The 11,871-nt window shown below is 65.4% G+C and carries 15 protein-coding genes; 6 read left to right on the top strand and 9 right to left on the bottom strand.

Annotated elements, in window-relative coordinates; translation table 11 throughout:
* Window positions 1-6 precede the first annotated feature (6 nt).
* The 5 genes from gspG to gpmA all read right to left on the bottom strand — a co-directional run bounded on the left by gspG (window position 7) and on the right by gpmA (window position 5,198).
* On the bottom strand, window positions 7-444 hold the full coding sequence (gspG, locus tag KBW95_RS15405; RefSeq protein ID WP_211528680.1) for a type II secretion system major pseudopilin GspG: 438 nt from the start codon (window positions 442-444) through the stop codon (window positions 7-9).
* Window positions 445-611: 167 nt separating this feature from the next.
* Window positions 612-1,364, bottom strand: coding sequence for a HesA/MoeB/ThiF family protein (locus KBW95_RS15400; protein WP_211528679.1), 753 nt, complete (start codon window positions 1,362-1,364; stop codon window positions 612-614).
* 159 nt (window positions 1,365-1,523) lie between these two features.
* On the bottom strand, window positions 1,524-3,005 hold the full coding sequence (locus tag KBW95_RS15395; protein WP_211528678.1) for a S41 family peptidase: 1,482 nt from the start codon (window positions 3,003-3,005) through the stop codon (window positions 1,524-1,526).
* A gap of 8 nt (window positions 3,006-3,013) precedes the next feature.
* On the bottom strand, window positions 3,014-4,441 hold the full coding sequence (locus tag KBW95_RS15390) for a peptidoglycan DD-metalloendopeptidase family protein (RefSeq protein WP_211528677.1): 1,428 nt from the start codon (window positions 4,439-4,441) through the stop codon (window positions 3,014-3,016).
* Window positions 4,442-4,451: 10 nt separating this feature from the next.
* A complete protein-coding gene (gpmA, locus tag KBW95_RS15385) occupies window positions 4,452-5,198 on the bottom strand; it encodes a 2,3-diphosphoglycerate-dependent phosphoglycerate mutase (protein WP_211525128.1) in 747 nt (248 codons plus the stop codon).
* 88 nt (window positions 5,199-5,286) lie between these two features.
* Here gpmA and KBW95_RS15380 point away from each other — a divergent pair, with 88 nt between their 5' ends.
* From KBW95_RS15380 to KBW95_RS15360, 5 genes are all read left to right on the top strand, one after another.
* Window positions 5,287-5,688, top strand: coding sequence for a rhodanese-like domain-containing protein (locus tag KBW95_RS15380; protein ID WP_211525127.1), 402 nt, complete (start codon window positions 5,287-5,289; stop codon window positions 5,686-5,688).
* A 22-nt stretch (window positions 5,689-5,710) separates the two neighbouring features.
* A complete protein-coding gene (gene grxC, locus KBW95_RS15375; protein WP_211525126.1) occupies window positions 5,711-5,974 on the top strand; it encodes a glutaredoxin 3 in 264 nt (87 codons plus the stop codon).
* A 168-nt stretch (window positions 5,975-6,142) separates the two neighbouring features.
* Entirely contained in the window at window positions 6,143-6,601 is a 459-nt protein-coding gene (gene secB, locus KBW95_RS15370) for a protein-export chaperone SecB (RefSeq protein WP_211525125.1), read from the top strand.
* Between the two features lie 100 nt (window positions 6,602-6,701).
* Complete coding sequence (locus KBW95_RS15365) at window positions 6,702-7,115, top strand: SH3 domain-containing protein (protein ID WP_229429777.1); 414 nt, start codon at window positions 6,702-6,704, stop codon at window positions 7,113-7,115.
* 14 nt (window positions 7,116-7,129) lie between these two features.
* Window positions 7,130-8,161, top strand: a complete 1,032-nt coding sequence (locus tag KBW95_RS15360) for an NAD(P)H-dependent glycerol-3-phosphate dehydrogenase (RefSeq protein WP_211525123.1) — start codon at window positions 7,130-7,132, stop codon at window positions 8,159-8,161.
* Between the two features lie 153 nt (window positions 8,162-8,314).
* On the opposite strand, the gene KBW95_RS15355 is transcribed toward KBW95_RS15360, so the two are convergent.
* From KBW95_RS15355 to mscL, 4 genes are read right to left on the bottom strand one after another with little or no spacing between them, the layout of a single operon-like run.
* On the bottom strand, window positions 8,315-8,689 hold the full coding sequence (locus KBW95_RS15355) for a cupin domain-containing protein (RefSeq protein ID WP_211525122.1): 375 nt from the start codon (window positions 8,687-8,689) through the stop codon (window positions 8,315-8,317).
* Window positions 8,690-8,706: 17 nt separating this feature from the next.
* Window positions 8,707-9,396 (bottom strand): DUF2461 domain-containing protein, encoded by a 690-nt coding sequence (locus KBW95_RS15350; protein WP_211525121.1) that lies wholly within the window; start codon window positions 9,394-9,396, stop codon window positions 8,707-8,709.
* Between the two features lie 26 nt (window positions 9,397-9,422).
* Window positions 9,423-10,571 carry a Do family serine endopeptidase gene (locus KBW95_RS15345; RefSeq protein WP_211525148.1) on the bottom strand — a complete coding sequence of 383 codons (1,149 nt, stop codon included), beginning with the start codon at window positions 10,569-10,571 and terminating at the stop codon, window positions 9,423-9,425.
* A gap of 47 nt (window positions 10,572-10,618) precedes the next feature.
* Window positions 10,619-11,029: a large conductance mechanosensitive channel protein MscL gene (gene mscL, locus KBW95_RS15340; protein ID WP_211525120.1), complete on the bottom strand. Its 411-nt coding sequence runs from the start codon at window positions 11,027-11,029 to the stop codon at window positions 10,619-10,621.
* 227 nt (window positions 11,030-11,256) lie between these two features.
* Here mscL and petA point away from each other — a divergent pair, with 227 nt between their 5' ends.
* Entirely contained in the window at window positions 11,257-11,871 is a 615-nt protein-coding gene (gene petA / locus KBW95_RS15335) for a ubiquinol-cytochrome c reductase iron-sulfur subunit (protein WP_211525119.1), read from the top strand.

The following is an 11,871-nucleotide window of genomic DNA, read 5'->3' as shown; positions in this document are numbered from 1 at the left end:
AGAAATTTACTCCCAGGAACCGACGTCGGCATCCTCGCCGGTGCCGCCCGGCTGGCCGTCCGCGCCCAGCGAGAACACGTCGATCTCGCCATGGATGCCCGGCGACAGGTACTGGTAGGCATTACCCCACGGGTCCTTCGGCAGCTTCTCGATGTAGCCGCCGGCCTTCCAGCCGTTGGCGGCCGGACCGGCGGTCGGCTTGGCGATCAGGGCTTTCAGGCCTTGCTCGGTGGTCGGATAGCGCTGGTTGTCCAGCTTGTAGAGCTTGAGCGCCTGCATCATGGTGGCGATATCGACCTTGGCGGCGGTCACGCGCGACTCGCCGGTACGGCCCAGCAGCTTGGGCACGACCAGGGCGCCGAGGATGCCGATGATGACCACCACGACCATGATCTCGACCAGGGTGAAGCCGCGCTGGAGGCCGCGGCGCTGCTTGCGTTGCATGTCAATGTGCATAAATATTCTTCTACTATGAATCGTTGGAAGCAGACCAGTATAAGCCCGAACGATGACACGCTTGCTTAGATCGGGCTTACCGTCCCCAGAAAGTAGCAACTCAGGGCTGCAATTGTAAGGCAGCTTCGCCGGCACTGTATCGTTAAATCGTGCGCTCAGGCATGAGTCGAACAGACTGGGCAATTCGAATCATGCGCGATGCCGATGCTGGTCCATTCCATGGCCCGCCCCTCGAGCAGGAGCAGGCGCCCTGCCAGCGGCTGGCCGATGCCGGCCACGATCTTCATGGCCTCGGCCGCCTGCATGGCGCCGACCACCCCGACCAGGGGCGCGAACACGCCCATGGTGCTGCAGGCCACGTCCTCGTACTGGCTGCCTTCGGGGAACAGGCAGGCGTAGCAAGGGGCGCCCGGGCGGCGCGGATCGAACACGGACAGCTGGCCGTCGAAGCGGATCACGGCGCCGGACACCAGCGGCACGCCGGCCGCCACGCAGGCGCGGTTGACGGCGTGGCGGGTGGCGAAGTTGTCGCTGCAGTCCAGTACGACCGTGGCGGAGCCAGCAAGTTCCCGCAGGCGTTCGGGACCGGCGCGCTCGCGCAGGGCCACGACCTCGATGTCCGGGTTGATGGCGAGCAGGGCTTCACGGCCGGACTCGGCCTTGGGCTGGCCGATGCGGGCAGTGGTGTGCATGACCTGGCGCTGCAGGTTGGTCAGATCGACCTCGTCGTCGTCGACCAGGGTGATGCGGCCGACGCCGCCGGACGCCAGGTAGAGCGCCGCGGGGGAACCCAGGCCGCCGGCGCCGATGACCACCGCGTGCGCGTTCAGGAGCTTTTCCTGGCCTTCGATGCCGATCTCGTCGAGCAGGATGTGGCGGGAGTAGCGCAGGAGTTGGGTGTCGTTCATGGTGCTGATGGGGTTATGGGTGCCTCATGAACTTGGGTCCCCGCCTTCGCGGGGACGACGGTCTCAAGGGTAGTGGTAGGGTCAAACATCACCACTGCTCCATGCACGTCGTCCCCGCGCAGGCGAAGACCCAAGTTTCCTTACCTTCGCGCAGCGCTGTTATTTTTTAGGCGGCGCCTTGATCTCCGGCGGCTTGTGCTCCGCCCCCGGCAGCGGCTGCGGCGCCGGCTTGCCGCGGTTGTCCTCGGTCTTGGCCAGCTGCACCGGCAAGCCCTTGAAGTGGTTGATCGCCTGCGCCAGCTGGAAATCGTCCTTGCTGCCGAACTCGAGCGGCTTGCGGTCCTTCAGCAGGGCCAGCGCACGCTTCTGCTGTTCCAGGCTGTCGTTCGCGGCGGTCTTGGCGGCGGCGCCCGTTTCCTTCTTCTCGTTCTCGGCCGCCAGGTGGCGCTGCAGGTCCGCCTCGCGCACCCGCAAGGCGTTCAGCATGTCGCCCTCGGCGGTCTCGTGCACGCGCAGGTCGGGCACGATGCCGGTCGCCTGGATCGGACGGCCCTTGGGCGTGTAGTAGCGCGCCGTGGTCAGCTTGATCGCGGTGTCGGCCGACAGCTGGCGCAGGGTCTGCACCGAGCCCTTGCCGAAGGTCTGGCTGCCCAGCACGATGGCGCGCTTGTAGTCCTGCAGGGCGCCGGCCACGATCTCGGAGGCCGAGGCCGAGCCGCCGTTCACCAGCACTACCATCGGCACCGTCTTGAGCCCGGCCGGCAGGCCGGCCAGCGGATCGCCGCGCTGGGCATAGAATTCGCGCCGGCCGTAATAGGCCGTGTTGGAATCGGGCAGCTGGCCCTTGGTCGAGACGATCACCTGGTCCGGCTTGGGCAGGAAGGCCGCCGACACCCCGATCGCGCCCGGCAGCAGGCCGCCCGGGTCGTTGCGCAGGTCCAGCACCAGGCCCTTGATCTCCGGGTTCTCGGCGTACAAGGCCTTGGTCTTCTTGGCCAGTTCTTCCAGCGTGTTTTCCTGGAACTGGCTCACGCGCACCCAGGCGTAGCCGGGCTCGACCAGCTTGGCCTTGACGCTCTGGACATTGATCTGTTCGCGGGCGACCGGCACCACCCAGGGCTGGTCCTCGCCGGGGCGGGCGATGGTGAGCGTGACCTTGCTGCCGACCTTGCCGCGCATGCGCTTGATCGCCTCGTCGACGTTCATGTTGCGAACCGGGACGTTGTCGATGCGGGTGATCAGGTCCCCCGCCTTGATGCCGGCCTTGTGCGCAGGGGTGTCTTCGATCGGGGACACGATCTTGATGTAGCCGTCCTCGCTGGCGATCTCGACGCCGACCCCGACGAACTTGCCCTGCACGCTTTCGCGCATCTCGCGGAAGGATTTCTGGTCGAGGTAGACCGAGTGCGGGTCGAGCGAGGCGACCATGCCGCCGATGGCTTCGGACAGCAGCTTCTTGTCCTCGACCGGCTCGACGTAGTCGGTCTTGATCAGGCCGTAGACGTCGGCCAGCTGGCGCAGCTCGTCGAGCGGCAGCGGCGCGCCGTTCTTTTGCGCATAGGCCGAGAACTGGAAGGAAGCGGCCACGCCGGCCACCATGCCCAGTCCGATCAGCCCGAAATTCTTAGCTCTCTTGCCCATGTTTGCCCCTAGAATTTGACCCAGCTTGCCGGATCGAAGGCCTTGCCGCGATGCCTGAGCTCAAAGTATAGCCCCGATTCCTCGTTACCGCCGGTATTGCCCGCGCTCGCGATGGCCTCGCCCGGACGCACCATGTCGCCGGCGCGTTTCAGGAGGGATTGGTTGTTTCCGTAGATCGACAGGTACTCGCCGCCGTGGTCGATGATGATCAGGTTGCCGAAGCCACGCATCCAGTCGGAATACACGACCCGGCCCTGGGCCACGGCGCGCACCTCGGCGCCTTCGGCGGCCCTGATGAACATGCCCTTCCAGGTCGGTCCTTCGCCGCGGCGCGAGCCGAAGCGCGCCGCCACGCTGCCGCTCACCGGCGCGCCCAGGCGGCCGCGCAGCGAGGCGAAGGCGCCGGCCGGGGCCGCGGGCGCCAGGGTCACTTCGGGCGGCGGCGGGGTGGACGGCCTGGTGTCCGCCGGCTTGGGCTGCTCGGCCACTTTCGGCGGTTCGGGTTCCGGCTTCGTGGCCGGTTTGGCGCCGTTCTTCGCCTCTTCGCGTGCGAGCCGTTCGCGTTCGGCCTTCTCGGCCGCGGCCTTGGCGCGCGCCAGGGCCCGCGCCTTTTCCTCGGCTTCGGCTTTCGCCCTGGCGGCGGCGAGCGCGGCCTGGCGGCGCTGCTCGGCCTCGGCCTGCTCGCGGATCAGGCGGCTCAGGCGGTCGACCAGGCCGCTCATGCGCTGTTCGTCGCGCTCCAGGCGGTCGGCCTGCTTGCGCTGGTCGGCCAGGCGGCTCGACAGGTTCTGCAGCAGCGCGGCGCGGCGCGCCTTTTCCTTTTCCAGCCGTTCCTTCTGGTCGCGCTGCTCTTGCGCGATTTCTTCCAGCTCCTGCTTGGCGTTCTCGACCTTGTCGAGGTTGGCCTCGACCTGGGCCAGGTTCGCGCGCAGCGAGCCCAGCAGGCGCGCCTGGGCCTGGGATACATAGCCCATCAGCTGCAGGTCGCGTGCGATGCGGTTTGGATTGTCGCCGGACAGCAGCAGCTTGATCCGGTCTTCGTTGCCAGCCACGTAGTGCTCGCGCAGCAGCCTGGATAATTGCTTCTTCTGAACAACAATTGTCTGGGCGAGACGTTCCTGCTCGGCCGCGATGTCTTCCAGGCGCGTATTGGTCTCGACCTGTTCCGTCGCCAGGTCGCGCAGGGCGCGGTTGGCGTCCGAGATCGCGTCTTCCGATTCCGCCAGGGTGTCGGCGGCGTCTTCCCTGGCGTCCTCGGTACGGCTGATCTCGCGCTTGATCGCCTCGAGCTTCTGCTTGATGCCGGCGCGCTGCTTTTCCGCGGCCGCCTTCTGGCGGCTGCGTTCGGTCTGGCGCTGGGCCAGGGCGTCGGGAGACAGAGCGATGCCCAGGAGCGCGCACAGCAGCGCGCTCCCGAGGAACTTCGTGATTGGCAAACGCAAGACCTTACTTCGCCTTCCCTTGGTTGGCCACGGCCGCCATGGCGGCGGCGATCGCTTCCTGGTCGCCCAGGTAGTAGTGCTTGATCGGCTTCAGGTCGGCGTCCAGCTCATACACCAGCGGCTGGCCGTTCGGGATGTTCAGGCCGACGATGTCGGTGTCGCTGATGTTGTCCAGCATCTTGATGATCGCGCGCAGGCTGTTGCCATGGGCCGAGATCAGGATGTTCTTGCCGGCGCGGATCTGCGGGGCGATTTCCTCGTCCCAGGCCGGCATCACGCGCGCCACGGTGTCCTTCAGGCATTCGGTCAGCGGGATCTGCGCCTTGTCCAGGCCGGCGTAGCGCGGGTCGCCGAAGGAGGTGCGCTCGTCGCCCGCTTCCAGGGCCGGCGGCGGGGTGTCGTAGCTGCGGCGCCAGACCAGCACCTGCTCGTCGCCGAACTTGGCGGCGGTCTCGGCCTTGTCCAGGCCCTGCAGGGCGCCGTAGTGGCGTTCGTTCAGGCGCCAGTCGTTCTTGATCGGCAGGTACATCATGTCCATCTCGTCCAGGGCCAGCCACAGGGTGCGGATGGCGCGCTTGAGCACCGAGGTGTAGGCGACATCGAAGCTGAAACCGGCTTCCTTGAGGACGCGGCCGGCGGCTTTCGCCTCGGCAACACCTTTCTCGGTCAGGTCGACGTCGGTCCAGCCGGTGAAGCGGTTTTCCAGGTTCCAGGTGGATTCGCCATGGCGCATGAATACGATTTTGTACATAAGCTGATCTTCAAAAAAAGAGTGGTTGGATGGCTGGTTCGGCTTCTATTTTATAATGCCCCGATTCAGTTCAACCATTGGATGCCTTGTGAAATTCATTCTCGATAATATCTTCGTCGTAGCGATCGCCGTGATTTCGGGCGGCGCCCTGCTCTGGCCGGCCCTGGCGCCGCGCGGCAAACGCGTGTCGCCGCTGCAGGCCACGCAGATGATTAACCGCGGCAAGACCCTCGTGCTGGACGTGCGCAGCGCCGACGAGTTCGCGGCCGGCCACGTGCGCGACGCGAAACATGTTCCGCTGGCAGACTTGGCCAATCGACTCGGCGAGCTGGACAAGTCCAAGGGCCGCACCGTCGTCATCGTGGACCAGAACGGTGCCCGTGCCGACAAGGCGGCGCGCCAGCTGCAGGCGGCCGGCTTCGAGGACGCGCACGCGCTCGAGGGCGGCCTGGCGGCGTGGACCGCGGCCGGCTTGCCGCTGACCAAATAAACCTTTTCAGGAAGGAAGCATCATGACCGCACACGTCGTCCTCTACCACACCGCCGCCTGCCCCTATTGCGTCCGCGCCGAGCGCCTGCTCGAAGCCAAGGGCGTGACCGACATCGAACGCATCCGCGTCGACCTCGATCCGGAGCAGCGCCAGATCATGATGCAGCGCACGGGCCGCCGCACCGTGCCGCAGATCTACGTGGGCGAAACCCATGTGGGCGGCTTCGACGACCTGTACGCGCTCGACCAGGCCGGCCGCCTGGATCCGCTGCTGAAAGGCGAATAAGCCTGGTTTGGACGGCTCTGCGCCGTCCAAACGGCGGGTGCATGACAGGTTTACAACGCCCCGGCAAAGCGCTATTGCATCCAAATTGATTTTGATACAATTGTGATCGCGTTTGACCAATGCACCCTGAACGGACAGCCGTTCTCCACAATTTAAAGAAAGCGTTCCATGTCTGACGAAAACCTGCAACCAGTATTCCAAATCCAACGCGTCTACCTGAAAGACATGTCGCTGGAGCAACCGAATTCGCCGTCGATCTTCCTGGAACAGGAAGCGCCGAGCATCGAAGTCTCGCTGGACGTCGGCGCGGAAAGCATCGCCGAAGGCATCTACGAATCGACCGTGACCATCACCGTCACCGCCAAGGTCAAGGACAAGGTCGCCTTCCTGGTCGAAGGCAAGCAGGCTGGCATCTTCGAAGCCCGCAACATCCCGGCCGAGCAGATGGATCCGCTGCTGGGCATCGGCTGCCCGAACATCATCTACCCGTACCTGCGCGCCAACATCGCCGACGTGATCAGCCGCGCCGGCTTCCCGCCGGTCCACCTGGCCGAGATCAACTTCGAAGCCTTCTACCAGCAGCGCCAGGCCGCCATGGCCCAGGCTGCCGCCGCACCGGCACAATAAGCTGTTCTCCCGCGGGCGCCGCTTGGGCGGCGCCTGTTCCTGCCTCACGGCGTTGGTTTCGTCCAGGCCCGTCATGATCCTTTCCCGACTTCTTGCAGGCATGCTCCTCATGGCAGCCTCGAGCGCGTTCGCCTTCGATTTCAAGACCGTCGGCCCGCCCATGGCCATCCTGTACGACACCCCTTCCGCCAAGGGCAACAAGCTGTACGTGGCGCCCGCCGGCATGCCGGTGCAAGTCATGCTCAGCTATGGCGAATGGGTCAAGGTGCGCGACATGAACGGCGACGTGGCCTGGACCCAGGCCAAGGCCTTGTCCGCGCGCCGCAACGTGCTGGTGCGCGTGCCCGGCGCAAAAGTTTTCAGCGAGCCCAGCGACACCTCCCCGGTCCTGATGACCGCGGACAAGGGTGTGCTGCTCGAACTGGTCGATCCGAACGCCGTCACCTGGGTGCGCGTGCGCCACCGCGACGGCCTGACCGGCTACATCAAGGCTTCCGACATCTGGGGCCTGTGATTCCTACCTATCCCATGCAACACGACAAACAACCCTCCAAGATCACCATCCTCGGCGCCGGCGCCTGGGGCACCGCGGTCGCGATCGCCCTCGCCGCCCGCCACGACGTGCTGCTGTGGGGCCGCAACCCGCAGCAGATGAGCGAGACCGAAGCGGCGCGCGAGAACCTGGCCTACCTGCCGGGCCATCCGCTGCCGGCCTCCCTGCGCGTGGGCAGCGACTTCGAGGCGGCCCTGGCGCATGTCATGGACGCCCGCCCCGAGGAAGCGCCGCTCTTGATCGCGGCCTGCCCGGTGGCCGGCCTGCGCCCGCTGCTGGAACAGCTGCGCGGCCGCAAGATTCCGAACGTGGTCTGGCTGTGCAAGGGTTTCGAGGCCAACACCGGCCTGCTGCCGCACCAGGTGATGGCCGAGGTGCTGGGCGATGCTGTGCCGGGCGCGGCGCTGTCGGGGCCCTCGTTCGCCCAGGAAGTGGCGCGCGGGCTGCCGTGCGCGCTGTCGGTGGCCTCGGAGTCGGCCGAGCTGCGCGAGCGCGTGGTGGCGGCAGTGCACGGCGGTAACCTGCGCGTCTATGCCTGCGACGACCTGGTCGGCGTCGAGGTGGGCGGCGCGGTCAAGAACGTGATGGCGATCGCCACCGGCACGGCCGACGGGCTGGGCATGGGGCTGAACGCGCGCGCGGCGCTGATCACCCGCGGGCTGGCGGAGATCACCCGCCTGGGCCTGGCGCTGGGGGCGCAGCCGGGGACCTTCATGGGGCTCACCGGCATGGGCGACCTGATCCTGACCTGCACCGGCGACCTGTCGCGCAACCGGCGCGTGGGCCTGGCGCTGGCGCAGGGCAAGGCGCTCGACACCATCGTGGCCGAGCTGGGGCATGTGGCGGAAGGCGTGCCGTGTGCGAAGGCTGTGCGCGAACTGGCGCGCAGGATGGGGGTGGAGATGCCGATTACCGAGGCGGTGGCGGGGGTGCTGTTCGATGGCGTCGCGGCGACCGAGATGGCGCAACGCTTGCTGGCGAGGGATCCGAGGGTCGAGCTGGCCTGATTCGGAGTTCGTGGCTGCTCATGCAAACTTGGGTTCCGGCCTTCGCCGGAACGACGTGCTGAGAGCAGTGGTGCTGCTTATTGCGGCAAGTAGCCTAAGAACGTCGTTCCGGCGCAGGCCGGAACCCAAGTTTCTCAGCGCACCACCAAGGTTTCAGCTCGCCGCTCCCCGCGGATCATTGGTCGGCCCACCCGTCCTTACCGGCCCCATCAGGATGGTCATGAGCGCCACCGCATCCTTCAGCGCGCGGATGGTATGCGGCTCCCCTCCCGCCAGGTACACCATCTCGTTCGGCTTGAGGGTCGTCGTGCGTCCATGCGCATCGATCGCCATCTCGCCTTCCAGGCACAGGATGGTCACCTCTCCTTCCACGCGGTGCTCGGGAATCGGCCGCTCCTTCGGCACCACCAGGCGCATCAGTTCCATGTGCTCGGTCTTGACCAGGGCCACGGACGTGAAATGGGCGATGTCGTCGTCTCCGCGCTGCAATACGATGCGTTCCCCCGATACTGCGTGTTGCAAGGCCATGTCGCCCTCCTTCCAGATTACTCTTCGACGTACTCCGGCACTCCGCGCAGCCAGGTCACCAGCGCGAAGGCATCCTTGAATCCGCTTGCCAGCTGCGGCACCAGCTTGTCCGGTTCGTTCAGGGCAAGGTCCACCTCGATCCACACGAAGAAGCTCTTGAGCTTGAGGTAGTCGATCAGCGGGTGATCCGGATCGAAACCCTTCGGCGGCCGCTGCAGCTTGCCCTCGTCATGGCGCAAGTCGCCATAGGTGGCGCGGAGATGCTTATTCTTCAACATTTTGGCGAAACCCGGCGCATCGTTGACCACGTGCTCGCGGATCGCCTTCAGGCGCGCCGCCGGCGGGATGTATTCGCCCGCGCCGAACAGCAGCTTGCCGTTGCGCTCGATGTGGAAGTAATAGGTCGGGCCGGCGCCATCGCTCGGCTTGCGCTTGTTGTTGGGCGCGATCCCGGCCGCGAAATGGGTTTTATACGGCGTCTTGTCCTTGGCGAAGCGGGTATCGCGCTGGAAGCGGAACACCGCCTTCTTCGGATCGCAGGCGGCGATCGCCTTGTCGAACTTCGCCATCTCACGGATCAGTTCGGCCACCATCTCGACGAATTCGGTGCGCAGGATGTCATAGCGCGGCTTGTTCCACAGGAACCAGGGGCGGTTGTTGTTTTCGCTGAGTTCGTTCAGGTATTGCGTCAGGTCACGCAGATGCATGGAGGGTCCAACAAAAGGAAAGGGATTTAGGGAATCTGGCGCGGGCGGCGGCCCACCGTCACGCCGAGCGTGGCCTCGCGGCTCTTGCGCAGGATGGTCATCTGGGCCTTGCTGCCGGGCTCGAGCTGGGCGATCAGGTTGAGCATGTCGTTGGTCGATCCCACCTTCTTGCCGCCCACCGCCACCAGGATGTCGCCCGGGCGGATGCCGGCGCGGTCGGCCGGCCCGCCGCGCACCACGCCGGCGATGATCGCGCCGCTCGAGCGCGCCAGGCCGAAGCTGTCGGCCAGCTCGGGCGTGATGTCCTGGGACTCGATGCCGATCCAGCCGCGCACCACCTGGCCATGCTTGACGATGGAATCGAGCACGGTCTTGGCGGTGGAGACGGGAATGGCGAAGCCGATGCCGACCGAGCCGCCGGTCTGCGAATAGATCGCGGAATTGATGCCCAGCAGGTGGCCATTGGTGTCGACCAGGGCCCCGCCCGAGTTGCCGAAGTTGATCGCGGCGTCGGTCTGGATGAAGTTCTCGAAGTGGTTGATGTGCAGGTTGTTGCGCCCCAGCGCCGAAATGATGCCCAAGGTGACGGTCTGGCCTACCCCGAACGGGTTGCCGATCGCCAGCACCACATCGCCCACGCGCGCCTGCTCGGGGTCGCCCAGCACCATCACCGGCAGGTCGCGCGCGGCGATGCGGATCACGGCCAGGTCGGTTTCCGGATCCAGGCCGACGATGCGCGCGGCCACCTTGCGGCCGTCCGCCAGGCCGACTTCGATGGCGTCGGCGCCTTCCACCACGTGGTTATTGGTCAGGATGGTGCCGTCGGCGCTGACGATCACCCCCGAGCCGAGGCTGGCCAGCTGCTCTTCGGGCGGCATGCGGTCGCCGAAGAAGCGGCGGAAGAAGGGATCCTTCAGCAGCGGATGGGTCTGGCGCGTGGCCTTGCTGGTGAAGATATTGACCACGGTGGGCATGGCCCGGGCCGCGGCGTCGCGGTAGCTGCCGCCCGGCGCGCGCGGCGGCGCCTGCAGCATGGGCACGGAGTTTCCGGGACTGCCGACGCTGACCTGCTCGGGCTTGCCCTCCAGCCATTCGGGCTTGAGGGCGGCCACGACGACATAGACAGCGAGCGCGACGGTGACCGCCTGGGCGAACAGCATCCACAGGCGCTTCAGGGCGCCGGGTTGCTCTACTACCGGGAAGTCGCCGTCTTTCATGCTCGCTAGCGCTTCAGGGAATCGCGGATCTCGCGCAGCAGCACGACTTCTTCCGCGACTGCCGCCGCTTCCGGCGTGACCGGGCCGCGCAGGCGGTTGATCATCTTGATCATCTGGAAGATGACGAAGGCCAGGATGATAAAGTTGAGCAATATAGTCAGGAAGTTACCATAAGCCAACACTGCACCTGCCTTCTTGGCCTCGGCCAGTGGTAAGTTATAGGCTTGTCCATTGAGCGGAAGGTAGTAACTGGCGAAATCGAGGCCGCCGAACAGCTTGCTGATCGGTGGCATGATGATGTCCTGCACCAGCGAATCGACGATCTTGCTGAAGGCCGCGCCGATGATCACACCGACGGCCAGGTCGACCACATTACCGCGCATTGCAAACGTCTTGAACTCTTTCAGCATCGACATTGGAGGCTCCTTATTGTTGTTGGGACAAGCGTTTCCATCATACCGCATGCATTTGACGAACGGATGTCATGCCCCGTTGTCATAGTGCGGCTGGCACGGGCGTTTCGTGAAACTGTGTACCGTTGATAATTTTTTTCCAATCGGTATTGCCATTCACATATAATTTTGTGTTGCTGGAAGCTCTTTATTGATTCTTTAGTTTCGTATTTTCACGGAGTGGGGTTGGTATGAGTAATGAGAAGCAGGTCGATTCAGGCCGCCGAGGTTTGCTGGTCGCCACATGTGCGGCTGGCGGCGTAGTTGGTGTATCCACGGCGGGAGCCCTGGTGAGCACCTTCCAGCCATCCGAACGCGCGAAAGCGGCGGGTGCGCCGGTCGAAGTCGATATTTCCGACGTCAAGCCGGGTGAAATGAAGGTGGTCGAATGGCGCGGCAAGCCGGTCTGGATCCTGCGCCGCACTCCGGAAATGATGGCCACCCTGACCAAGGTCGAAGGCGAGCTCGCCGATCCGGCCTCCGACAAAGTGTTCCAGCTGCCGATGCCGGAATACGCCAAGAATTCCCACCGCTCGCGCGCCGAGCACAAGGAAGTGCTGGTGACCGTGGGCATCTGCTCGCACCTGGGCTGCTCGCCCTCGTCGCGCCTGGCCTCCGGCCCGCAGCCGAACCTGCCGGACGACTGGCCTGGCGGCTTCCTCTGCCCCTGCCACGGTTCGACCTTCGACCTGTCGGCACGCGTGTTCCAGAACAAGCCGGCGCCGACCAACATGGACGTGCCGCCGTACATGTACCTCTCCGATAACAAGCTGATCATCGGCAAAGACGAGAAAGGCGAGGCATAA

This window comes from Massilia sp. ZL223, assembly GCF_018119395.1.
GTDB lineage: Bacteria > Pseudomonadota > Gammaproteobacteria > Burkholderiales > Burkholderiaceae_D > Telluria.
This window is presented reverse-complemented; position numbering and strand designations above follow the sequence as displayed.